The following is a 23,601-nucleotide window of genomic DNA, read 5'->3' as shown; positions in this document are numbered from 1 at the left end:
GCAGTCCCCGCGCGGATCGGCAGAACGCACCCGCCCGTACACCCGGCACACTCCGGAGGACGCACGTGCACAGAAGCAACAGACGGCTCCGCGCCCGAAAAACACTCGCCCTCTTCACCGGCGGACTGCTCGCCGCCGCCACCCTCACCCTGGGCTCCTCGCCCGCCGCCACCGCCGACGTCCCCAAGGCCCCGGCCGCGCAGGCGGCCGCGGAGGACTTCCAGCAGGTCACCCTCGCCAAGGGTGCGGCCGAGACCGGTGAACCCATCTCGCTCGCGGTGCTCCCCGACCGTAGCGTGCTGCACACCTCGCGCGGCGGCGAACTCCGGATCACGGACAGCGCCGGCAACACCCGGATCTCCGGCACCATCCCCGTCTACTCGCACGACGAGGAAGGCCTCCAGGGCGTCGGGATCGACCCGGACTTCGCGGAGAACCGCGCGATCTACCTCTACTACGCGCCCCCGCTGGACACCCCCGCCGGCGACGCCCCGGAGAACGGCACCGCCGCGGACTTCGCCAAGTACGACGGCGTGAACCGGCTCTCCCGCTTCGTCCTCAACGAGGACGGCACCCTCGACAACGCCAGCGAGAAGAAGGTCCTCGACATCCCGACCACGCGCGGCATGTGCTGCCACGTGGGCGGCGACATCGACTTCGACGCGCAGGGCAACCTCTACCTCTCGACGGGCGACGACTCCAACCCCTTCGCCTCCGACGGCTTCTCCCCGCTGGACGACCGGGCCGACCGCAACCCCGCCTTCGACGCGCGCCGCACGTCCGGCAACACCAACGACCTCCGCGGCAAGATCCTCCGCATCAAGGTCGCGGACGACGGCTCGTACACGGTCCCCGAGGGCAACCTCTTCGCCGCGGGCACGGACAAGACGCGCCCCGAGATCTACGCGATGGGCTTCCGCAACCCCTTCCGCTTCAGCGTGGACCAGGCCACCGGCATCCTGTACGTCGGTGACTACGGCCCCGACGCCGGCGCGGCGGACCCGAACCGCGGACCGGCCGGGCAGGTCGAGTTCGCCCGGGTGACGAAGCCCGGCAACTTCGGCTGGCCCTACTGCACCGGTGACAACCAGCCCTACCGCGACTACGACTTCGCGACGCAGACCTCCGGACCGGCCTTCGACTGCGCCGCCCCGAAGAACGAGTCGCGGTACAACACGGGTCTGGTCGACCTGCCGCCCGCGCAGGCGGCCTGGATCCCGTACGACGGCGCGTCCGTGCCCGAGTTCGGCACCGGCTCCGAGTCCCCGATGGGCGGGCCCGTCTACCGCTACGACGCGGACCTCGACTCACCGGTGAAGTTCCCCGAGGAGTACGACGGTGACTTCTTCGCCGGCGAGTTCGGCCGGCAGTGGATCAAGCGCATCGAGCAGGACGCCGACGGTGCGGTCCAGTCCATCAACGACATCCCGTGGACCGGCACCCAGATCATGGACATGGCCTTCGGCCCCGACGGCGCGCTCTACGTCCTGGACTACGGCCTCTCCTGGTTCGGCGGCGACGAGCACTCGGCGCTGTACCGCATCGAGAACGCCACCGGCGGCCGCTCGCCCATCGCGGAGGCATCCTCGAACAAGACCTCGGGCACCGCGCCCCTCAGGGTGAAGTTCTCCTCCGAGGGCACGGCCGACGGGGACGGCGATGCCCTGACCTACGCCTGGGACTTCGGCGACGGCGGGAAGTCGACGGCCGCCAACCCCACCTACACGTACAAGAAGAACGGCACCTACACCGCCACCGTGACGGCCAAGGACCCGACGGGCCGCACCGGTTCGGCGAGCGTGCACGTCACCGTCGGCAACACCGCGCCCACCGTCGTGCTGCAGGCGCCGGCCGACGGGCAGCTGTTCGAATTCGGCGACGAAGTGCCCTTCAAGGTGACCGTCACCGACCCGGAGGACGGCACCATCGACTGCTCCAAGGTCGAGGTCAAGTTCACCCTGGGCCATGACAGCCACGGCCACGACATCACCACCGAGCACGGCTGCGAAGGCACCATCAAGACCGCCATGGAAGGCGGCCACGACCCGAACGCCAACATCTACGGCGGGATCTCGGCGTCCTACACCGACGGCGGGGGCGGCGGCCAGGCCGCGCTGACCAGCCGTGACGGGGCGAAGCTCCAGCCGCGCCACCGCCAGGCCGAGCACTTCGACAACTCCTCCGGTGTCACCACGCCGAGCAAGACCAGCGCCCACGGCGGCAGGACCGTCGGTGACATCCACAACGACGACTGGATCTCCTTCACCCCGTACATCCTCGACGGCTCGACCAAGCTCACCGCCCGTACGTCCTCGGCCGGCGCGGGTGGCTTCCTCGAGGTGCGGGCCGGATCGCCCACCGGCAAGATCCTCGGCTCCGCGCCCGTCCCGGTGACCGGCAGCTGGGACACGTTCCAGGACATCGACGTACCGCTGCGCGGCGCGCCCAAGAAGGCCACCCAGCTCTTCCTGGTCTTCAAGGGCGGGGCCGGAGCCCTGTACGACGTGGACGACTTCGAACTCTCGAACAGCCCGGTCGACCGGACCGCGAAGCGCGTCCTCGTCTTCTCCAAGACGGGCGGCTTCCGGCACGACTCGATCCCCGAGGGCATCGCCGCGCTGAAGGAACTGGGCCAGGACACCAACATCACGGTCGACTCCACGGAGGAGTCCGGACAGTTCACCACCAGCAACCTGGCGCGCTACGACGCGGTCGTCTTCCTGTCGACCACCGGTGACGTCCTGAACGCCGACCAGAAGAAGGCGTTCGAGAACTTCGTCTCCACCGGCGGCGGTTACATGGGCGTCCACGCCGCGGCCGACACGGAGTACGACTGGGAGTTCTACGGGGGCCTCGTCGGGGCGTACTTCGACTCGCACCCGCAGATCCAGCCCGCGACCGTCCGTGTGGAGAACCACGACCACCCGGCGACCGCGCACCTGGACGAAGCCTGGGACCGTACCGACGAGTGGTACAACTACCGCACCAACCCGCGGGACAAGGCCCAGGTCCTCGCCACCCTGGACGAGACGACCTACACCGGCGGCAACATGAAGGGCGACCACCCGATCGCCTGGTGCCAGGCGTACCAGGGCGGCCGCTCCTTCTACACCGGTCTCGGCCACACCAAGGAGTCCTACGCCGAACCCGCCCTCCGGCAGCACCTGCTGGGCGGTCTGCGCTACGCGGCCGGGCAGGTGAAGGCCAACTGCAAGCCGGACACCGGCTACAGGTCGATCTTCAACGGGAAGACGCTCGAAGGGTGGAAGCAGGCCGGCCCCGGCAAGTTCACCGTGGCCGACGGTGAGCTGCGCTCCGAGGGCGGCATGGGCCTGCTGACCTACCAGGCCAAGGAGCTGGAGTCCTACTCGCTGAAGCTCGACTGGAAGATGTCGGGCGACGACAACTCCGGAGTCTTCGTCGGCTTCCCCGAGTCGGACGACCCCTGGTCCGCGGTCAACAACGGCTACGAGGTCCAGATCGACGCCACCGACGCGGCGGACCGCACGACCGGCGCCGTGTACACCTTCAAATCCGCCAACATCAAGGCCCGCGACCAGGTTCTGCGGCCCCCCGGCCAGTGGAACAGCTATGAGATCAAGGTCCGGGGCGAGCGGCTCCAGGTCTTCCTCAACGGGGTGAAGATCAACGACTTCACCAACACCGACCCGGCCCGCAGCCTCAAGAACGGCTACATCGGCCTCCAGAACCACGGAGCCGACGACCAGGTGTCCTTCCGTGACATCCAGCTGAAGGAGCTGCCCTCCACGTAGGGCGGCGACCTCCTGCGCCGGTGGTGGGCGGGGAAGCGTTCCTCTTCCCCGCCCACCGTCCACCATCCCTCTTCAGCCCCCAGGGAGGCAGCCCGTGACCGCACGTGCCGTTCGTACCGGAGTCTGGTTCATCGGAGCACGCGGCTCCGTCGCCACCACCGCCACCGCCGGGTGCGCGGCCGTCGCGGCAGGGCTCCACCCGCCGACCGGCATGGTCACCGAGACACCACCCTTCACCGACAGCGGGCTGCCACCGCTGACCACCCTCGTCTTCGGCGGCCACGACACCCTCGACTGTCCCCTGCCCAAGCGGGCCGAGGCCCTCGCGGCCGGGGGAGTGCTCCCGCACGGCCTCCCCTCCGCCGTCGAGGCCGAACTCACCGCCGTCGACACGGAGATACGCCCCGGCGGACCGCTCCCGGGTGACACCCGCACCGACGAGGAGCTCATCGCCGCGTTCGCCGCCGACATCGAGGACTTCGCGCGCCGCCACGAACTGGCCCGCACCGTCGTCATCAACGTCGCCTCGACCGAACCCGCCCCCGGCGAGGACGACTCCCGTCTGCCCGCCAGCTCCCTCTACGCGGCGGCCGCGCTCCGCGCCGGCTGCCCGTACGCCAACTTCACCCCCTCCACCGGGCTGCGCAGCCCACACCTCCAGGACGCCGTCGACTCCTGCGGACTTCCCCACGCCGGACGCGACGGCAAGACAGGCCAGACGCTGCTCCGCTCCGTGCTCGCACCGATGTTCGTCCAGCGCGCACTGCCGGTGCGGGCGTGGTCGGGCACGAACCTGCTGGGCGGCGGGGACGGGGCGGCGCTGGCCGACCCGGCCGCGGCAGCCGCCAAGAACGCAGGCAAGGAGCGCGTACTCGCCGACACGCTCGGATCCGCACCCGAGGGCGAGGTCCACATCGACGACGTACCGGCGATGGGCGACTGGAAGACGGCGTGGGACCACATCGCCTTCGACGGCTTCCTCGGCTCGCGGATGATCCTGCAGACGATCTGGCAGGGCTGCGACTCCGCCCTCGCCGCACCGCTGGTCCTGGACCTCGCCCGGCTGCTGGCACGCTCCCACGAGGCGGGCCTGACCGGGCCACGCCCCGAACTGGGCTTCTACTTCAAGGACCCGGACGGCGGCCCGGCCGCACTGCCCGAGCAGTACGCCGAGCTGCTGGCCTTCGCCGAACGCCTGCGGGCCGCCCGGTGAAGGCGCTGCGGCTGCTCGCGGCGGTGGCCGGCGCCCCGCGGCTGCTCGGCGCCCGGCCGGCGGCGCCCCCGGACAGCCTGTCCGGTGCGAGCGGGACTGCGCCCGCACCGGACAGGCCCCCCGCCCGCGCACGCCTGCGGGCCTGGGCGGAGCTGCTCCGGGTGTCGGCGCTGTTCACCGTGCCCGGGGACGCGCTCGCCGGGGCCGCTGCCGCGGGCCGGCGCCCCGGCCGGGGCACGGCACTCGCGGTCGGCGCCTCGCTGTGCCTCTACGAGGCGGGCATGGCGCTCAACGACTGGGCCGACCGCGAGGAGGACGCCGTCGACCGCCCGCACCGGCCGATCCCCTCCGGCCGTGTCACCCCGGGGGCCGCCCTGGCCGCCGCGGGCGCCCTCACAGCGGCCGGCCTGGCCCTGGCCGCACGGGCGGGCCGCCCCGCGCTGGTGGTGGCATCCGGCCTGGCGGCGACCGTCTGGGCCTACGACCTGCGTCTCAAGCACACGAAGCTCGGGCCGGCCGCGATGGCCTCCGCCCGCACCCTGGACCTGCTGCTCGGCGCGACGGCGACGGTGGCAACGATGTCGAAGGTCACCGCCGGGGGAGGGACGGCCCCGGCCACCCGGCCCGCGCCCGTCGGCACCCCCGCTGCGGCGCTCCCCGCCGCCCTCCTGCTCGGCGCGCACACCTACGCCGTGACCGCCGTCTCCCGCCACGAGGCGCAGGGCGGATCCACCGTCGCACCGCTTGCGGCGCTGGCCGGTGTCGCAGGCCTCGGGGCCGCCGTCCTTCGCGGCCGGACGGCCCCGGGGGAGCCACCAGGCCCTCCCGCCGACGCCGTACGGCTCCTGCTCCCGGCCTTCGCCGGCGCCTATCTCCGTACCTCCGCGGTCCCCCTCCTCCACGCCGCGCTCAACCCCTCCCCACCCCTCACCCAGCGCGCCGTCGGCGGCGGGATCCGGGCGATGATCCCGCTGCAGGCGGCGCTCGCGGCCAGGGCCGGGGCGCCTTTCGACGGGCTCGCGGTCATGGGACTCGTCCCCCTCGCCCGCGCGCTCGCCCGGAAAGTGAGCCCGACATGACCCTCCGCCTCGGCTACGGCACCAACGGGCTCACCGACCTCCGGCTCGACGACGCCCTCGGCCTCCTCGCCGACCTGGGCTACGACGGGGTCGGTCTGACCCTCGACCACATGCACCTCGACCCGCTCGCGCCGGACCTCGCCGCCCGCACCCGCCAGGTGGCCCGCAGGCTCGCCGGACTCGGACTGGGCGTCACCGTCGAGACCGGGGCGCGTTACGTCCTGGACCCCCGGCGCAAACACGGGCCGTCGCTCCTGGACCCCGACCCGGACGCACGCGCGGCACGCACCGCCCTGCTCGTCCGCGCCGTCGAGGTCGCCACGGACCTCGGCGCGCACGCCGTGCACTGCTTCAGCGGCATCACCCCGCCCGACACCTCCACGGACACCGCGTGGCAGCGGCTGACCCAGGCCCTCGCCCCCGTACTGGAAGCCTCCGACCGTGCGGGCATCCCCCTCGCCGTCGAACCCGAACCCGGCCACCTCCTCGCCACGCTCGCCGGCTTCCACCACCTCCGCGCCCTCCTCGGCGACCCCGGCCCGCTCGGACTCACCCTCGACATCGGCCACTGCCAGTGCCTTGAGCCCGCCTCGCCCGTGGACTGCGTGAAGGAAGCCGCGCCCTGGCTGCGCCACGTCCAGATCGAGGACATGCGACGCGGCGTCCACGAACACCTGCCGTTCGGCGAAGGCGAGATCGACTTCCCGCCGGTGCTCGAAGCGCTCGCCTCCACCGGATACACCGGCCTCACCGTCGTCGAACTGCCCCGGCACTCCCACGCGGGACCCGAACTCGCCCACAGCTCCATCGACTTCCTGCGCCGGGCCGCCCCGGCCACGAACGGAGCCGTACCATGCTGATCAGCCGCAAGGAACTCGACGACCGACTGCCGGGAGCGGCCAGGGCCTGGCTCGACGAAGCGCTCGCCGAGGCCGCGCACGCCGCCGCACACCCCGGCGCCGACAGCGGCAACCCGCCCTGGGAGCTGCGCTTCGCTTCGGCGGGAAGACACTGCGGCCTCGATCACGCCGATTCCGTGCGCGCACTGCTGCTCCTCGAAGCCCGCGCGGGGCTGCCCGCCGTGACCAGGCTCTACGAGCAGGGCACCGCCGCCGAACGCCGCGCCGTCCTCCTCACCCTGCACCGCCTCGACCTCGGCGCCACCGCCCTCCCGCTCGTCGAGGACGCCCTGCGCACCAACGACACCCGGCTGGTCGCCGCGGCCGTCGGCCCGTACGGCGCGGCCCACCTCGACGCGCACGGCTGGCGGCACGCCGTCCTCAAGTGCCTCTTCACCGAGGTCCCCGTCGAAGCCCTCGACCGACTCGCCGAACGTGCCCGCGGAGACGCCGAACTCGCCCGCATGCTAAGTGACTTCGCGGCCGAGCGCACTGCCGCGGGGCGCACCGTCCCCGCCGGTCTGCGGACCGTTCTCGGCCTCACGGCCCCGGCTCCCGCCACCGCCCCCACGTCCACGGAGGAAACCCGATGAGGATCTTCGACCCCCACATCCACATGACCTCCCGCACCACGGACGACTACCAGGCGATGTACGACGCCGGCGTCCGCGCCCTCGTCGAACCCTCCTTCTGGCTCGGCCAGCCCCGCACCTCGCCCGCCAGCTTCTACGACTACTTCGACGCCCTCCTGGGCTGGGAGCCCTTCCGCGCCTCCCAGTACGGCATCGCCCACCACTGCACCCTCGCCCTCAACCCCAAGGAGGCGAACGACCCCCGCTGCACCCCCGTCCTGGACGCTCTGCCCCGCTACCTCGTCAAGGACTCCGTCGTCGCCGTCGGCGAAATCGGCTACGACTCGATGACCCCCGCCGAGGACAAGGCACTCGCCACCCAGCTGCAGCTCGCCGCCGACCACGGTCTTCCCGCGCTCGTGCACACCCCGCACCGCGACAAGCTCGCCGGCCTGCACCGCACCATCGACGTCATCCGTGAGTCGGCCCTCGCCCCCGAGCTGGTCCTGCTCGACCACCTCAACGAGACGACCGTGAAGGACGCGCTCGACAGCGGCTGCTGGGCCGGGTTCTCCATCTACCCGGACACCAAGATGGACGAGGACCGCATGGTCACGGTCCTGCGTAACCACGGCACCGACAGGGTCCTCGTCAACTCCGCCGCCGACTGGGGGAGGAGCGACCCGCTGAAGACCCGCAAGGTCGCCGACACCATGCTGAAGGCCGGCTTCGACGAGGACGACGTCGACAAGGTCCTCTGGCGCAACCCCGTGGCCTTCTACGGGCAGAGCGGCCGGCTCCAGCTCGACCTCGACGCACCGGGCCCGCTCCACGAGGGCAACTCCATCCTCCGCGGCGGGGAGTGAACGATGCGCTTCCGCCACCCCGACGGCTCGACCGTGCACCTCGCCTACTGCACCAACGTGCACCCCGCCGAGACCCTCGAAGGGGTCCGCGCCCAGCTGCGCGACCACTGCGAGCCCGTACGCAAACGGCTCGGCCGGGACCGGCTCGGCATCGGACTCTGGCTCGCCAAGGACGCCGCCCGTGCCCTGATCAACGACCCCGCCGCCCTGCGCTCCCTGCGCGGCGAACTCGAACACCGCGGCCTCGAAGTGGTCACCCTCAACGGCTTCCCCTACGAGGGCTTCGGGGCCCAGGAGGTCAAGTACCGCGTCTATACACCGGACTGGACCGATCCCGAACGGCTCTCCCACACCACCGACCTGGCCCGGCTGCTCGCCGCGCTGCTCCCCGACGACGTCACCGACGGCACCATCTCCACCCTGCCGATCGCCTGGCGCACCCCGTTCGCCGACGACCCCACGGCGGCGGTCACCGCGCGGAAGGCGTTCACCACGCTCGCACAGCGGCTCGACGCCCTCGACGAGCTGACCGGCAAGGCCATCAGGATCGGCCTCGAACCCGAGCCCGGCTGCACCGTGGAGACCACCGCCGATGCCATCGGCCCCCTCACCGCGGTGGGCCACGAACGCATCGGCATCTGCGTGGACACCTGCCACCTAGCCACCTCCTTCGAGGACCCGGACACCGCTCTCGACGCCCTGAGCGCGGCCGGGATCACCGTCGTCAAGGCCCAGCTCTCCGCGGCACTGCACGCCGAACACCCCCATCTGCCCGAGGTGCGCGCCGCCCTGGGAGCCTTCGCGGAGCCCCGCTTCCTGCACCAGACCCGCACCCTCAGCGGTGCGGGCCTCCGCGGGACCGACGACCTCGACGAGGCGGTCTCCGGCGGCGCCCTCCCCGACAGCACCCCCTGGCGCTCCCACTTCCACGTCCCCCTGCACGCGCCTCCCGCACCTCCGCTCACCTCCACACTCCCCGTGCTCCAGTCCGTGCTGAACCGGCTCGTCGGCGGCCCCGTGCCCCTCACCCGGCACCTGGAGGTCGAGACGTACACCTGGCAGGCGCTCCCGGCCGAGCTGCGGCCGCGCACCCGCACACAGCTCGCCGACGGCATCGCCGCCGAGCTCACCCTCGCCCGCGACCTCCTCGTCGACCTCGGACTCAAGGAGCTCCCATGACCGCGCCCGGCGCCGGAACGCGCCCCACCCCGCTCCTCGTCCTCGACGTCGTCGGCCTCACCCCCCAACTGCTCCAGCACATGCCGAACCTCCAGGCCATGGCCGGCGCCGGCGCGCAGGCGCCCCTCTCCACCGTCCTGCCCGCCGTCACCTGCGCCGCCCAGTCCACCTTCCTCACCGGCACCACCCCCTCCGAACACGGCATCGTCGCCAACGGCTGGTACTTCCGCGAGCTCGGTGACGTCCTCCTGTGGCGCCAGCACAACGGGCTCGTCGAAGGCGACAAGCTCTGGGACGCCGCCCGGCGCGCCCACCCCGGCTACACCGTCGCCAACATCTGCTGGTGGTACGCGATGGGCGCCGACACCGACTGGACCGTCACTCCCCGCCCCGTCTACTACGCCGACGGCCGCAAGGAGCCCGACTGCTACACCCGGCCCCCGGCGCTCCACGACGAACTGACCGAGAAACTGGGCACCTTCCCCCTCTTCCACTTCTGGGGCCCCGGCGCCGACCTCGTCTCCTCCCAGTGGATCATCGACGCCACCCGGCACCTCCTCACCACCCGCACCCCCGACCTGGCCCTGTGCTACCTCCCGCACCTCGACTACGACCTCCAGCGCTACGGCCCCGACGACCCGCGCTCGCACCGGGCCGCGGCCGACCTCGACCGCGCCATGGCACCCCTCCTCGACGACGCCAGGGCCGAGGGCCGCACCGTCGTCGCCCTCTCCGAGTACGGCATCACCCGCGTCGACCGGCCCGTCGACATCAACCGGGCCCTGCGCCGCGCCGGACTCCTTGAGGTGCACACCCAGGACGGCATGGAGTACCTCGACCCGATGGCCTCCCGCGCCTTCGCGGTCGCCGACCACCAGCTCGCCCACGTCTACGTACGCCGGCCCGAGGACCTCGACGCGACCCGGCAAGTCCTCGCGAACCTCCCCGGCATCGCCGAACTCCTCGATGACGAGGGCAAGAAGGCCCACCACCTGGACCACCCCCGCTCCGGCGAGCTCGTCGCCGTGGCGGAGAAGGACGCCTGGTTCACGTACTACTACTGGCTCGACGACGACCGCGCGCCCGACTTCGCGCAGCTCGTCGAGATCCACCGCAAACCGGGATACGACCCTGTGGAGCTCTTCATGGACCCCCAGGACCCCTATGTCCGGGTCAGGGCCGCCTCGGCGGTCGCCCGCAAGAAGCTCGGGATGCGCTACCGCATGGCGGTCGTCCCCCTGGATCCCTCGCCTATTCGCGGCAGCCACGGCCGCCTGCCCACGAGCGACGACGAAGGTCCGCTCATCCTCTGCTCCACCCCCCATGCGTTCGACGGCCGAGTCCAGGCCACCGAAGTGAAGTCCTTGCTCCTCCAGCTTGCCGGACTGCACTGACAATCCGCCCCGCCCGCACGTTCACAGGGAGATTCGTGATCATGAGCCGCACCCCGAAGGACCCCGAGCTCGCGCGCAGACTCAGCCGCCGCAACGTCCTGGGCGTCGCCGCCGGAGCCACCGCCGCCACCCTCCTCAGCGGCGCCGCAGCCCAGGCCGCCGGCCCGCACGGCGGCCACGGACACGGCCACGGGCACGGCAAGGGCCGCGCCGTCCTGCCTCCGGGCCGTCTCGGCATCCAGCTCTACAGCCTCCGCGACAAGGTCTCCACCCTCGGCTTCGCCCCCGTCTTCGCCGAACTCGAGAAGTACGGCTACGACGAGATCGAGTTCGCCGGATACACCCAGGGCTCCGCCGGAGCCATCACCCTCGCCCAGCTCAAGAGGCTGGCCAAGGACCACGGGCTCAACCCCATCGGCAGCCACGTCAACTACTACGACGACAACAACCCCGACGCCTACTCCTTCGCGCAGAACCTCACCAAGGTCCTCGACGAGGCGGAGGCCCTCGGCCTCAAGCACATAGGCACCGCCTCCGGGCCGTTCCGCTACGGCGACACGGTCGACGGATGGAAGCGGGCAGCCGAGGACTTCAACACCTACGGCGCCGCCGCCCGCAAGCGCGGCATGAAGTTCTACCAGCACAACCACGCGGAGGAGTTCTCCTTCGCCACCGACAAGCCGAAGGTGCGTCTCTACGACGTCCTGCTCGCCGAGACCGACCCCGACCTGGTCTACCTGGAGATGGACATCTACTGGGCGTTCTGCGCCCAGTTCCGCTTCGGCAAGCGCGTGGACGGCACACCGGCCCCCTTCAACCCCATCGACTACGTACTCAAGCAGCCCGACCGCTACCCCCTCTTCCACGTCAAGGACGGCACCCGCAACGACGCCGCCCGCGACGGCTACGACATGACGGACGTCGGCGACGGTGACATCGACTACAAGAACTTCCTGAGCCGGGTCACCGCCCGCACGCACCGTGGCCGTACCTACCACCACTGGCAGACCGAGCACGACAACCCGGTCGACTCCCTCGCCTTCGCCCGCAAGTCCAGCGAGCACCTGCACTCGCTCCGCGAGAGCCGCTGCGGGGACTGACGCCTGACGGCACACACACGCGTGGGGCCCGGTTCCAGGAACCGGGCCCCACGCGTGTGCTGCGGGTGTGCGATCAGTCGGTCTCGCGGATGATCGGGGCGGGGGCGGTCTTCACGAGTGGGTTGCCCTTCCGGTCGCGGCCGGGTGCCGCGAGGAAGAGGGCCAGGAAACCCGCGAAGAACGAGATGCTGCCCGCCAGGATGAAGGCGCCGTTGAGCCCCCAGGCGTCGACGACCATGAAGCCCATCCCCGCTCCGAGTCCGGAGACGAGCTTGGAGCTGTAGACCATGCCGTAGTTGGTGGCGTTGTTGTTCTCACCGAAGTAGTCCGCGGTCATCGCGGCGAACATCGGGAAGATGGCGCCGCCACCGAAGCCGGAGATCGCGGAGAAGAGCAGGAACAGGGGCAGGTTCTTCAGGTCGGCCGCCCAGATGATGCCGAACTGCGCGAGCCCCAGGATGACGCAGACCCAGAGCAGGCACTTCTTCCGGCCGTAGAGGTCGGAGAGCCAGCCGATGACGCCACGCCCGGTGCCGTTGACGATCGCCTTGAGCGACATGGCGGTGGCCACGATCCCGGCGGCGAAGCCGGCGTCCTGGCCGATGTCGACCTGGAAGGCGATCCCGAAGATGTTCACGCCGGAGGTACAGGCGAGGCAGCACCACATCAGCGCCACGCGGCCGGTCCTCCACGCCTCGCCGGGGGAGTACTGCTTGACGGCCGGAGGGTTCTTCTCCAGCGCACGGCGGGCCCGTGGGTCCTCGGGCGGGTTGAGCGGGTCGACCTCGGCGGGCCACCAGTTCTTCGGCGGGTCCCGGAAGAAGAAACCGGCGCAGGCCACGAGCGCCGCGAGGAAGACGCCCACCGAGACCAGGACCCACCTGAAGTTGGTGATGTCCATGAACCCGGTGAAGAGGAAGACGAACGGCACCGAACCGTAGGCGAAACCGCCGTTGACGAAGCCCGTCTTGCCGCCTCTGCGCTCCGGGTACCACTTGCCGACCATGTTGACGCAGGTGGCGTACACCATGCCCGCGCCCATGCCGGAGAACACACTGAAGCCGATGTACGCGACGATCACATGCGGCGCGTACGCCAGTGACAGGTAGCCGAGGAGGGTGCCCGTCGCGCCGAGCATCATCGCCCAGCGGGCCGGCAGCCTGCCGGTCTCCCGCAGCCTGCCCGCGGGCATCGCGACCGCGGCCTGGAAGAACACCCAGACGGTCATCATCCAGTAGATGTGACCGCTGTCCCAGTTGTGCGCGAGGTGCAGCGTGTCCTCCGCCGACGCGAAGGCGTACTCGGCGGAGCTGATGCCCATCATGCCCACCCACGGCAGGATGACCATCCACTTGCGCTTGCGGCCCATGATGTCGACATCGGTCTCGCCGATGCGGTACATGCGCCCGTTGGCGTCCGTCACCTCCCTGAAGGGGACGGATGTGGAGATGTCAGTTGTCGTCATTGTCGATCGAACCCCTTGCGTGGAAGAAGTCTGGCCGGCGCCCCCTGCCCGTTCTCACTTCGCACCGGGGTCTGCCGCCGAGCGGTCCGCCGCAGACCCCGTGGTTCGAGCCGTCGTCCTCAGGTCATCGGTCACCGCCCAACAGCCCGGCGGCCCTGGCCCACCTGTACTTCGCGCCGAGCACGGCCACCGGCCGCTCCGTGGTGTACGGATAGGCCACGACGCCCCTCTCGAACAGGTAGGCGCACGCCTCCTCGACCTCCGTGTCACCCGCCAGCGACGCCACCACGGGCTTCTCGATCCCGCGCGCCCGGAACTCCTCCACCACCCGGGCCGTCAGCTCCGCGAAGACCATGGGCGGCGTCACGATTGTGTGCCAGTAGCCCAGCACCAGCGCGTGGATCCGCGGATCCTCCATCCCCAGCCGGATCGTCGCCTCGTACGTCGACGGCGGCTCACCGCCCGTGATGTCGATCGGGTTCCCGGCCGCTCCGAACGGCGGGATGAACGCCTTGAACGCCGTGTCCAGGTCCGGCGGGATCTCCATCAGCGAGAGCCCGTTGTCGACGATCGCGTCCGACAGGAGCACCCCCGAACCGCCCGCCCCCGTGATGATCACGACGTTGTCGCCCTTGGGGGCCGGCAGCACGGGCAGCGCCCGCGCGTACTCGAGCATGTCGTGCAGCCCCGGGGCCCGGATCACCCCCGCCTGCCGCAGGATGTCGTCGTACACGGCGTCGTCCCCGGCCAGCGCGCCCGTGTGGGAACCCGCCGCTCTGGCGCCCGCACTCGTACGGCCCGCCTTGAGGACCACGACCGGCTTCTTCGGTACGGTCGCCCGCGCCGCCTCCACGAACGCCCGCCCGTCCTTGAGGTCCTCCAGATGCATCGCGATGCACCGGGTGTTCGGGTCCTCGCCGAACCAGGTCAGCAGGTCGTCCTCGTCGATGTCCGACTTGTTGCCGAGCCCGACGATCGCCGACACACCCGTCTTCGTCGACCGTGCGAAGCCCAGGATCGCCATGCCGATGCCCCCCGACTGCGAGGTCAGGGCGACCGGGCCCTTGACGTCGTACGGGGTGCAGAACGTGGCGCAGAGATCCTGCCACGTCGAGTAGTAGCCGTAGATGTTCGGCCCGAGGAGCCGCACACCGTGTTCCTCGCCGATCGCCACGATCTCGTCCTGGAGGTCCTGTTCACCCGTCTCGGCGAAGCCGGACGGGATCAGCACGGCGTTGGGGATCCCCTTGCGGCCCACCTCCCGGAGCGCCGACGCGACGAACTTGGCGGGTATCGCGAAGACCGCCACATCCACCTCACCGGGAACGTCGGTGACACTCTTGTACGCCTTGCGGCCGAGAATGTCATCGGCCTTGGGGTTCACCGGATGGATCTCGCCCGCGAAACCACCGTCGATGAGGTTGCGCATCACCGAATTGCCGATCTTCCCCTGCTCGTTGGACGCGCCGATGACCGCGACCGAACGCGGCTCCATCAGGCGGCGCATCGACACGAGGATCTCCTCCCGGCTGTAGCGCCGCCGCGCCTTCACCTCCTCGGTCGTCAGCAGGATCCGGATGTCGGCGGCGACAGCACCGTCCGGAGACGCGATGACGGGGTTGAGGTCGACCTCCGCGATCTCCGGGAAGTCGGTGACCAGTTGGGAGACCCGCCGGATCTGCTCCGCCAGCGCCCACCGGTCCACGGCCGGCGCTCCGCGCACCCCCTTGAGGATCTCCGCGGCGCCGATCGAGTCGAGCATCGACCGCGCCTCGTCCGCCGTCACCGGCGCCAGCCGGAAGGTGATGTCCTTGAGCACCTCGACCAGGACACCGCCCAGACCGAACGCCACCACCTTCCCGAACGTCGGATCGGTGACCGCCCCGACGATGACCTCCTGGCCGGGCGGCACGAGCTGCTGCACCTGCACGCCCTCGATCCGCGCGCCGGCCGCGTAGGCCTTCGCGTTCTTCACGATGCTGCAGAACGCCGCGCGGACCTCCTTGGCGCCCGACACACCGACCACGACGCCGCCCGCGTCCGTCTTGTGCAGGATGTCGGGCGAGACGATCTTGAGGACGACCTGCCCGCCGAGCCGGTCGGCCAGCGCCACCGCCTCGTCCACGTCCCGGGCCAGGCCCTCGCCCGGCACCGTGATCCCGTACGCGTCGGCGACGACCTTTCCCTCCGGCGCGGTGAGCGCGCTGCGCCCCTCGCCCCGGACGCGGTCGAGCAGTGCCCTGACGCGCTCATGTTCCTGGTTCTCGACTGTTCCGGTCATGCTCAGATGACTCCGTTCGTCTTGAGGAGCCGCAGTTCCTCGTCACCCAGGCCCAGTTCACCGACGTATACCTCCGCGTTGTGTTCACCGAGCAGCGGGGAGGTGACGATGTCGACGGGGGAGTCGGACAGCTTCAACGGGCTGCCGACCGTGGTGAAGGTTCCCCGCTCCGGGTGCTCGACGCGGACCACCATCTCGTTCGCGGCGAGGGACTCGTCCTCGACGATCTCCTTGGTGGAGAGGATCGGGCCGCAGGGGATGTTGTGAGCGTTGAGCTGCTCCAGGACGTCCCACTTGGGGAGCGTCGCCGACCACTCCTCGATCAGCTGGAACATCTTGCCGAGCTTCGGCAGCCGGGACTCCGGCGTCGCCCACTCGGGGTCGTCCGCCAGCTCCGGCCGCCCGATCAGCGCGGACAGGGGCTTCCAGCCGACCGGCTGCACGATGACGTACACGTAGTCGTTGGGTCCGCCCGGTGCGCACTTCACCGCCCAGCCCGGCTGGCCGCCGCCGCTGGCGTTGCCGCTGCGCGGCACCTCGTCGGCGCCGGCGGTGTCCTGGGCGTTCGGGTACTCGGCGAGCGGCCCGTGCTCCAGCCGCTGCTGGTCGCGGAGCTTGACCCGGCACAGGTTGAGCACCGCGTGCTGCATCGCCACGTTCACCCGCTGGCCGCGCCCGGTGTTCTCGCGCTGGTAGAGGGCGGCGAGGATGCCGGCGACCGCGTGGATCCCCGTGCCCGAGTCGCCGATCTGAGCGCCCGTGGCGAGCGGCGGGCCGTCCGCGAATCCGGTGGTGGACATCGAGCCGCCCATGGCCTGCGCGACGACCTCGTACGCCTTGAAGTTGGTGTACGGGCCCTCGCCGAAGCCCTTGATGGAGGCGTACACGATCCGGGGGTTGATCTCCTGGATCCGCTCCCAGGTGAACCCCATCCGGTCCACGGCGCCCGGGCCGAAGTTCTCCACCATCACGTCGCTGCGGCGGATGAGCTCGGTGAGGATCTCCTTGCCGCGCTCGCTCTTGGTGTTGAGGGTGATGCTCCGCTTGTTGCAGTTGAGCATCGTGAAGTAGAGGGAGTCGACGTCGGGCAGATCGCGCAACTGCTTGCGGGTGATGTCGCCGCCCGGCGCCTCCAGCTTGACCACGTCCGCCCCGAGCCAGCCGAGCAGCTGGGTGGCGGAGGGACCGGACTGTACGTGCGTCATGTCGAGGACGCGCACGCCCTCAAGAGCCTTGGTCATGCCAACCGCTCCTCTGTCACTTGTACATGGTCTGGTTCATCGTTCCGGGGGCGTACGCGTCCGGGTCGACCCAGACGTTGATGAGCGAGGGCAGACCCGACTCGCGGGCCCTGCGCAGCGCGGGTGCGATGTCGGCGGGGTCGCGCACCTCTTCGCCGTAACCGCCCAGCATCTGGGCGAACTTGTCGTAGTGGACGTCGCCGAGGGTGTTGCCGACCCGCTCGCGTTCGTCGCCGTACTTGGCCTTCTGGCCGTAACGGATCTGGTTCATCGAGGAGTTGTTGCCGACGATGCCGACGAAGGGCAGGTTGTAGCGGACCAGCGTCTCGAAGTCCCACCCGGTGAGGGAGAACGCGCCGTCGCCGAACAGCGCCACGACCTCCTTGTCGGGCCTGGCCTGCTTGGCGGCCAGCACGAAGGGCACCCCGACCCCGAGTGTGCCGAGCGGGCCCGGGTCCATCCAGTGGCCCGGGGTGCGGGGCTGGACGACCTGCCCGGAGAAGGTGACGATGTCGCCGCCGTCCCCTATGTAGATGGAGTCCTCGGTCAGGAAGTCGTTGATCTCGCTCACCAGCCGGTAGGGGTGGATGGGCGAGGCGTCCGACTTCAGCTGGGGGAGCCGCTTCTCGATCGACACCTGTTCGGCGGCCCGCAGCTCGTCCAGCCACGCCTTGCGCAGAGCGGAACCGCCGTTGATCCGGCCGCTCGCGGCCTCCGTGACCGCCTTCAGAACGAGTGACGCGTCACCGACGATCCCGAGGTCGACATCGCGGTTCTTGCCCACCGTGCGGTAGTCCAGGTCGATCTGGACGACGGTGGCGGCCGGGGAGAGCCGCTTGCCGTAGCCCATCCGGAAGTCGAACGGGGTACCCACGATCACGATCAGGTCGGCGTTGGAGAATGCGTAACGCCGCGAGAGCTGGAAGTGGTGCGGATCGCCGGGCGGGAGGGTGCCGCGGCCCGCGCCGTTCATGTACGCCGGGATGTTGAGGGTCCGGACGAGTTCGGTGGCGGAGTCCGTCGCGCGGGTCGTCCAGACCTGACTGCCCAGCAGGATGGCGGGTTTCTCGGCGTGGACGAGCAGATCGGCGAGCTTCTCGATGTCGGCCGGGTCACCCGCCCCGCGGGTGGACGCACGGTAACGCCCCGCCTCGGGGACCCGCGCCCGGTCCGCCGGGACCTTCGCGTCCAGGACGTCGCGCGGAATCTCCAGGAACGACGGGCCGGGCGCCCCGTGGTAGCACTCCCGGAACGCCATCGACACCATGTCCGCCGCCCGCGCGGTGTCCGGCACGGTGGCCGCGAACTTGGTGATCGGCGTCATCATGTCGACGTGCGGCAGGTCCTGGAGCGAGCCCATCTTGTGCTGGGTGTGAGCCCCCTGACCTCCGATCAGGAGCATCGGTGACTCGGCGCGGAAGGCGTTTGCGACCCCCGTGACGGCGTCGGTCGTCCCGGGGCCCGCGGTGACGACGGCGCACCCCGGCTTCCCGGTGATACGGGCGTAGCCGTCGGCCGCGTGGGCGGCCACCTGCTCGTGCCGTACGTCGACGACCTCGATGCCCTCGTCGACGCAGCCGTCGTAGATGTCGATGATGTGGCCGCCACAGAGGGTGTAGATGCGTTCCACCCCCTCCGCCTTGAGTGCCTTGGCGACCAAGTGCCCACCGGAGATGAGGTTCTGGCTGTCCTGGCTGTCCTCGGGCATGGCGATGTCCTGTCCCTTCGTAGGGGAGTGCGGGAGCCGTTCCGCCGCTCTCGCGGTACATTGCATACAGTCGACGAATACTGTATGAAGCTTGTTATCCCGCATCCGGTGGGTGGTGTCCAGGGGGCGTGCGGCACTTTCACAATCGGCACGATCGGGAGTGGCTATGGATCTGTACGAGCACCAGGCAAGGCAACTCTTCGCGGACCACGGCATCGCCGTACCGGACGCCGAGGTCGTGGACCACCCGTCCGCGGCGCACGCCGCGGCCGAACGGCTCGGCGGCCGTGTCGTCGTCAAAGCGCAGGTCAAAGTGGGGGGCCGGGGAAAGGCCGGCGGGGTGAAGGCCGCCGCGGACCCCGCGGCGGCCGTCGTCACCGCCCGCGGGATCCTCGGCATGGACATCAAGGGCCACCTCGTGCGGACCGTGATGCTCGCTCAGCCCGTGGACATCGAGGCGGAGTTCTACGTCAGCTACGTCCTGGACCGGGCCGCCGGCACCTTCCTCGCCATCGCCTCGGCGGAAGGCGGCATGGACATCGAGGAGGTCGCCGCCACCCGTCCGGAGGCCGTGGCCCGGATCCCCGTGGACCCGGCCGAGGGGGTCACGGCGGGCAAGGCGGCGCAGATCGCGGAGGCCGCCTCGCTCCCGCCGGAGACCGCATCCGCGCTCCAGGCGCTGTGGCAGGTGCTGACCCAGGAGGACGCGCTGCTCGTCGAGGTCAATCCGCTGGTCCGCACCACGGACGGCCGGATCCTCGCCCTGGACGGCAAGGTCACCCTGGACGACAACGCCGCCTTCCGGCAGAGCCGGTGGGGGGCGGACACCGCCGACCCCCACGGGGACCCGCTGGAGACGGCGGCCAACGCCAAGGGGCTGAACTACGTCAAGCTCGACGGTGAGGTCGGCATCATCGGCAACGGCGCCGGACTCGTCATGTCCACCCTTGACGTGGTCGCCGGCTGCGGCGCACGCCCGGCCAACTTCCTCGACATCGGGGGAGGGGCCTCGGCCCGGGTCATGGCCGACGGGCTGACGGTCATCCTCTCCGACCCGTCCGTGAAATCCGTCTTCGTGAACGTGTTCGGCGGTATCACCGCCTGCGACGCGGTCGCCGACGGGATCGTCCAGGCCCTCGACTCGGTCCACCTGACGAAACCACTGGTCGTCCGCCTCGACGGCAACAGCGCGGCACGCGGCAGGGCGATCCTCGACGACCGTGCGCACCCGATGGTCCAGCAGGTCACCACGATGGACGGCGCGGCCGACCGAGCAGCCCGACTCGCCCTGGGAGGGCACTGATCATGGCCATCTTCCTCAGCAAGGAGAGCAAGGTCCTCGTCCAGGGCATGACCGGCGCCGAGGGCATGAAGCACACCAGGAGGATGCTTGCCGCGGGCACCCAGATCGTCGGCGGCGTCAATCCGCGCAAGGCCGGCCGCACCGTGGACCTCGACGACCGCACGGTCCCGGTCTTCGGCTCCGTACGCGACGGCATGGACGCCACCGGCGCCGACGTCACCGTCGTCTTCGTCCCGCCACCGTTCGCCAGGGCGGCCGTCGTCGAGGCGGCGGACGCGGGCATCGGCCTGGCCGTGGTCATCACCGAGGGCATCCCGGTCCACGACGCCGTGTCCTTCCACGCCCACGCGAAGGCCCGCGGCACACGCGTCCTCGGACCCAACTGCCCAGGGCTGATCAGCCCGGGGCAGTCCAACGCGGGCATCATCCCCGCCGACATCGTGACGAAGCCCGGCCGCATCGGCCTGGTCTCCAAGTCGGGCACGCTCACCTACCAGCTGATGCACGAGCTGCGCGAGACGGGCTTCTCGACGGCGGTGGGCATCGGCGGCGACCCGGTGATCGGGACGACGCACATCGACTGCCTGACCGCCTTCGAGAACGATCCGGACACCGAACTGATCGTGCTGATCGGGGAGATCGGCGGCGACGCGGAGGAGCGCGCGGCGGCCCACATCGCCCAGCACGTCACCAAGCCCGTGGTCGGCTACATCGCCGGCTTCACGGCCCCCGAGGGCAAGACGATGGGCCACGCCGGAGCGATCGTCTCGGGATCGAGCGGCACAGCTGCGGCGAAGAAGGAGGCGCTGGAGGCGGCAGGAGTCGCGGTGGGCGCCACCCCGACGGAAACGGCCCGCCTGGCGGGGGCCAGGCTGCGCGGCTGACAGCCGAGTCCGGACCCATGGCCCCGGGTTCGCAGATGCCGCGCCGACACAGCGCAGACCCCCCAGCCGTAGGGATTCGGCCGGTCCGGCGGTGCGGGACTGCGTCAGGAGCAGAGCCGTACCGATGCAGGCCGGTCTGGCGGTGCGGGACTGCGCTCGGAGCAGAGCCGTACCGATGCAGCCCGTCCACGGTGCGGGACTGCGTCAGGAGCAGTGCCGTACCGATGCAGGCCGGTCCGGCGGTGCGGGACTGCGTTGGGAGCAGAGCCGTACCGATGCAGGCCGGTCCGGCGGTGCGGGACTGTGTTCGGAGCAGTGCCGTACCGATGCAGGCCGGTCCGGCGGTGCGGGACTGTGTTCGGAGCAGTGCCGTACCGATGCAGCCCGTCCGGCGATTGAGGACCGGGGCCCGGGGCGGAGCCCCGGTTACGGGAAGGGGCGGGCAGGGGAACAGGCCCGCCGCAGGCGCCCCGCCCACCCCGCCACCACCGCACCCCGCACCCCGCACCCCAGACCCGCACCCCAAACCGCACCCAGAGCGGAGACCCATGCCACAGACACCCGCACAGAAGCCCACCCCCACCCCCCTCAACCTCAAACCAGGAACCGCCTGGCAGGACGCCTGGAACCGCTGCCTCACCACCGCCCCCGAGGCCTTCGAGGAGGACAGGGCCCGCAACCTCTGGGCCGCCAACTGGCACCGGGACGGCCGTACCCTCCCCGCCGCCAGCCCCATCGACGGCACGCCCATCACCGGCCCGCCCCGTCTGGACGCGGACACCGCCCGCCACGCCGTACGAGCGTCTCTCGACGCCCACCGCGCCTGGCGCCACATCCCGCTCCCCGAACGCCGCGCCCGCGTCTCCGCAACCCTCGACGCCCTCACCGAGCACCGCGAGCTCCTCGCGCTCCTCCTGGTCTGGGAGATCGGCAAGCCCTGGCGCCTCGCCCAGGCCGACGTGGACCGCGCCATCGACGGCGTCCGGTGGTACGTCGACCACAGCGACCGCCTCCTGGCCGGCCGCGCCCCGCTCGGGGGCCCGGTCTCCAACATCGCCAGCTGGAACTACCCCATGTCCGTCCTGGTCCACGCCATGCTCGTACAGGCGCTGGCCGGCAACGCCGTGATCGCCAAGACCCCCACCGACGGCGGCGTCTCCTGCCTCACCCTGGCGTGCGCACTCGCCGCCCGCGAAGGCGTCCCGCTCACCCTCCTGAGCGGCAGCGGAAGCGAACTGTCGGAACCGCTCGTCCGGTCGGCCGAGATCGGCTGTGTCTCCTTCGTGGGCGGCCGGGACACCGGCGCCCGGATCGCTACCGCCGTCGCCGACCTCGGCAAGCGGCACATCCTCGAACAGGAAGGACTCAACACCTGGGGCATCTGGAACCACACGGACTGGCCGTCCCTCACCGCGGTCGTCCCGAAGCTCTTCGACTACGGCAAGCAGCGCTGCACGGCCTACCCCCGCTTCGTCGTCCAGCGCACGCGCTTCGCGGACTTCCTGGCGGCCTACCTCCCCGCCGTACGGTCTCTGCGCACCGGGCACCCCCTCGCCGTGGAGCACCCCTCCGACCCCCTTCCGGTACTGGACTTCGGCCCACTGATCAACGCCACCAAGGCCAAGGAACTGCACGACCAGGTCACCGAGGCCATCGACCGCGGGGCCGTCCCCCTCCACCAGGGATCCGTGGCGGACGCCCGTTTCCTTCCCGGCCAGGACACCAGCGCGTACCTCCACCCGGTCACGCTCCTCAACCCGCCCCCGTCCTCCCCGCTGCACCACGCGGAACCCTTCGGCCCGGTCGACACGATCGTCCTGGTCGACACCGAGGCCGAGCTCCTCGCGGCCATGAACGCGTCCAACGGCGCTCTGGTCGCCACCCTGTCCACCGACGACCCGGCGACGTACGAGCGACTGGCCCCGCAGATCCGCGCCTTCAAGACCGGTCACGGCAAGCCTCGTTCCCGCGGCGACCGCGAGGAGCTCTTCGGTGGCTTCGGAGGGTCCTGGCGGGGCGCCTTCGTGGGCGGCGAACTACTCGTACGGGCCGTGACCGAGGGCCCGGCGGGGGAGCGGCTGCCGGGCAATTTCCCGGACTACCACCTCATGCCCCCAATGTGATGGGAAGTTGAAGGACCCATGATGCCCCGTCAGTTCGTCACTGCACACCCATACGATCTTCGAGTCACGGTGCTGGTTGCTACCAGCGCCGTGTCAGAGGAAAGACGAACTCGCACACCGTTAGGAACCCTTCGTGAAGAAAACCAAGACGTGGACGGCGCTCGCCCTGCCTGTCCTGGTCGCCTCGGCCGTGCTCACCGCCGCCCCGTCGGCCGGTGCTGCTTCCGCCGGCACCCTGGCCGAGTCCGGCGGGGTGAGCACGCAGGCCGCGCTCACCTGCAAGGGATACGGGAGGGGCGGGGTGACGAATGCCCGCACCCCCGTCCACACGGGCGCCTCCGCGAGCGCTTCGGTCACGAGCCACATCGCTGCCGGACGGACGGTCCACCTGTACTACGAGTGCATCAACTCCGCGGGGAACGTCTGGTACGAGATCACCGGGTACCTCGACACCGATGCGCCCGGCACCCCGAGCAGGGCCAGGTTCATCTACGGCGGATACATCAAGTAGCCCTGCGCCG

Annotated in this window: 17 protein-coding genes; 13 read left to right on the top strand and 4 right to left on the bottom strand. The window is 70.7% G+C overall.

Annotated elements, in window-relative coordinates:
- The first annotated feature begins 65 nt into the window (after positions 1 to 65).
- The 9 genes from AB0P41_RS04860 to AB0P41_RS04820 all read left to right on the top strand — a co-directional run bounded on the left by AB0P41_RS04860 (position 66) and on the right by AB0P41_RS04820 (position 12,075).
- Positions 66 to 3,773: a ThuA domain-containing protein gene (locus AB0P41_RS04860; RefSeq protein ID WP_365930108.1), complete on the top strand. Its 3,708-nt coding sequence runs from the start codon at positions 66 to 68 to the stop codon at positions 3,771 to 3,773.
- Positions 3,774 to 3,867: 94 nt separating this feature from the next.
- Entirely contained in the window at positions 3,868 to 4,986 is a 1,119-nt protein-coding gene (locus AB0P41_RS04855) for an inositol-3-phosphate synthase (protein WP_365930106.1), read from the top strand.
- A complete protein-coding gene (locus AB0P41_RS04850) occupies positions 4,983 to 6,065 on the top strand; it encodes an SCO3242 family prenyltransferase (RefSeq protein ID WP_365930104.1) in 1,083 nt (360 codons plus the stop codon). The genes AB0P41_RS04855 and AB0P41_RS04850 overlap by 4 nt, the downstream gene beginning before the upstream one ends.
- Complete coding sequence (locus AB0P41_RS04845; protein ID WP_356713361.1) at positions 6,062 to 6,925, top strand: sugar phosphate isomerase/epimerase family protein; 864 nt, start codon at positions 6,062 to 6,064, stop codon at positions 6,923 to 6,925. Before AB0P41_RS04850 ends, AB0P41_RS04845 begins: the two co-directional genes overlap by 4 nt.
- Positions 6,919 to 7,557, top strand: a complete 639-nt coding sequence (locus AB0P41_RS04840; protein WP_356713359.1) for an EboA domain-containing protein — start codon at positions 6,919 to 6,921, stop codon at positions 7,555 to 7,557. The genes AB0P41_RS04845 and AB0P41_RS04840 overlap by 7 nt, the downstream gene beginning before the upstream one ends.
- Positions 7,554 to 8,402 carry a TatD family hydrolase gene (locus AB0P41_RS04835; RefSeq protein WP_365930102.1) on the top strand — a complete coding sequence of 283 codons (849 nt, stop codon included), beginning with the start codon at positions 7,554 to 7,556 and terminating at the stop codon, positions 8,400 to 8,402. Before AB0P41_RS04840 ends, AB0P41_RS04835 begins: the two co-directional genes overlap by 4 nt.
- 3 nt (positions 8,403 to 8,405) lie before the next feature.
- The gene (gene eboE / locus AB0P41_RS04830; RefSeq protein ID WP_356713355.1) at positions 8,406 to 9,581 is read left to right on the top strand and encodes a metabolite traffic protein EboE; all 1,176 of its coding nucleotides are present in this window, start codon (positions 8,406 to 8,408) and stop codon (positions 9,579 to 9,581) included.
- Positions 9,578 to 10,975 (top strand): nucleotide pyrophosphatase/phosphodiesterase family protein, encoded by a 1,398-nt coding sequence (locus AB0P41_RS04825; protein WP_365930099.1) that lies wholly within the window; start codon positions 9,578 to 9,580, stop codon positions 10,973 to 10,975. The genes eboE and AB0P41_RS04825 overlap by 4 nt, the downstream gene beginning before the upstream one ends.
- Positions 10,976 to 11,016: 41 nt before the next feature.
- Entirely contained in the window at positions 11,017 to 12,075 is a 1,059-nt protein-coding gene (locus AB0P41_RS04820; protein WP_365930097.1) for a sugar phosphate isomerase/epimerase, read from the top strand.
- Between the two features lie 73 nt (positions 12,076 to 12,148).
- On the opposite strand, the gene AB0P41_RS04815 is transcribed toward AB0P41_RS04820, so the two are convergent.
- The 4 genes from AB0P41_RS04815 to AB0P41_RS04800 form a co-directional block, all read right to left on the bottom strand.
- On the bottom strand, positions 12,149 to 13,540 hold the full coding sequence (locus AB0P41_RS04815; protein WP_356713349.1) for an OFA family MFS transporter: 1,392 nt from the start codon (positions 13,538 to 13,540) through the stop codon (positions 12,149 to 12,151).
- 124 nt (positions 13,541 to 13,664) lie between these two features.
- Positions 13,665 to 15,821, bottom strand: coding sequence for an acetate--CoA ligase family protein (locus AB0P41_RS04810; protein WP_365930095.1), 2,157 nt, complete (start codon positions 15,819 to 15,821; stop codon positions 13,665 to 13,667).
- A 2-nt stretch (positions 15,822 to 15,823) separates the two neighbouring features.
- On the bottom strand, positions 15,824 to 17,062 hold the full coding sequence (gene frc / locus AB0P41_RS04805) for a formyl-CoA transferase (RefSeq protein ID WP_356713345.1): 1,239 nt from the start codon (positions 17,060 to 17,062) through the stop codon (positions 15,824 to 15,826).
- A gap of 16 nt (positions 17,063 to 17,078) precedes the next feature.
- Complete coding sequence (locus tag AB0P41_RS04800) at positions 17,079 to 18,770, bottom strand: thiamine pyrophosphate-binding protein (RefSeq protein ID WP_356713343.1); 1,692 nt, start codon at positions 18,768 to 18,770, stop codon at positions 17,079 to 17,081.
- Positions 18,771 to 18,936: 166 nt separating this feature from the next.
- Between AB0P41_RS04800 and sucC the strand changes: the two genes are divergently transcribed.
- The 4 genes from sucC to AB0P41_RS04780 all read left to right on the top strand — a co-directional run bounded on the left by sucC (position 18,937) and on the right by AB0P41_RS04780 (position 23,591).
- Complete coding sequence (sucC, locus tag AB0P41_RS04795; RefSeq protein WP_365930093.1) at positions 18,937 to 20,073, top strand: ADP-forming succinate--CoA ligase subunit beta; 1,137 nt, start codon at positions 18,937 to 18,939, stop codon at positions 20,071 to 20,073.
- 2 nt (positions 20,074 to 20,075) lie between these two features.
- Positions 20,076 to 20,957: a succinate--CoA ligase subunit alpha gene (gene sucD, locus AB0P41_RS04790; protein WP_356713339.1), complete on the top strand. Its 882-nt coding sequence runs from the start codon at positions 20,076 to 20,078 to the stop codon at positions 20,955 to 20,957.
- A 548-nt stretch (positions 20,958 to 21,505) separates the two neighbouring features.
- On the top strand, positions 21,506 to 23,080 hold the full coding sequence (locus tag AB0P41_RS04785) for an aldehyde dehydrogenase family protein (RefSeq protein WP_365930092.1): 1,575 nt from the start codon (positions 21,506 to 21,508) through the stop codon (positions 23,078 to 23,080).
- Positions 23,081 to 23,213: 133 nt separating this feature from the next.
- Positions 23,214 to 23,591 carry an SH3 domain-containing protein gene (locus AB0P41_RS04780; RefSeq protein ID WP_124275765.1) on the top strand — a complete coding sequence of 126 codons (378 nt, stop codon included), beginning with the start codon at positions 23,214 to 23,216 and terminating at the stop codon, positions 23,589 to 23,591.
- The last annotated feature ends 10 nt before the right edge of the window (positions 23,592 to 23,601 follow it).

It is taken from the genome of Streptomyces sp. NPDC079167, from assembly GCF_040686735.1.
Taxonomy (GTDB): domain Bacteria; phylum Actinomycetota; class Actinomycetes; order Streptomycetales; family Streptomycetaceae; genus Streptomyces.
Note: the sequence above shows the minus strand (reverse complement) of the source record. Positions and strands in the feature narration are given on the sequence as shown.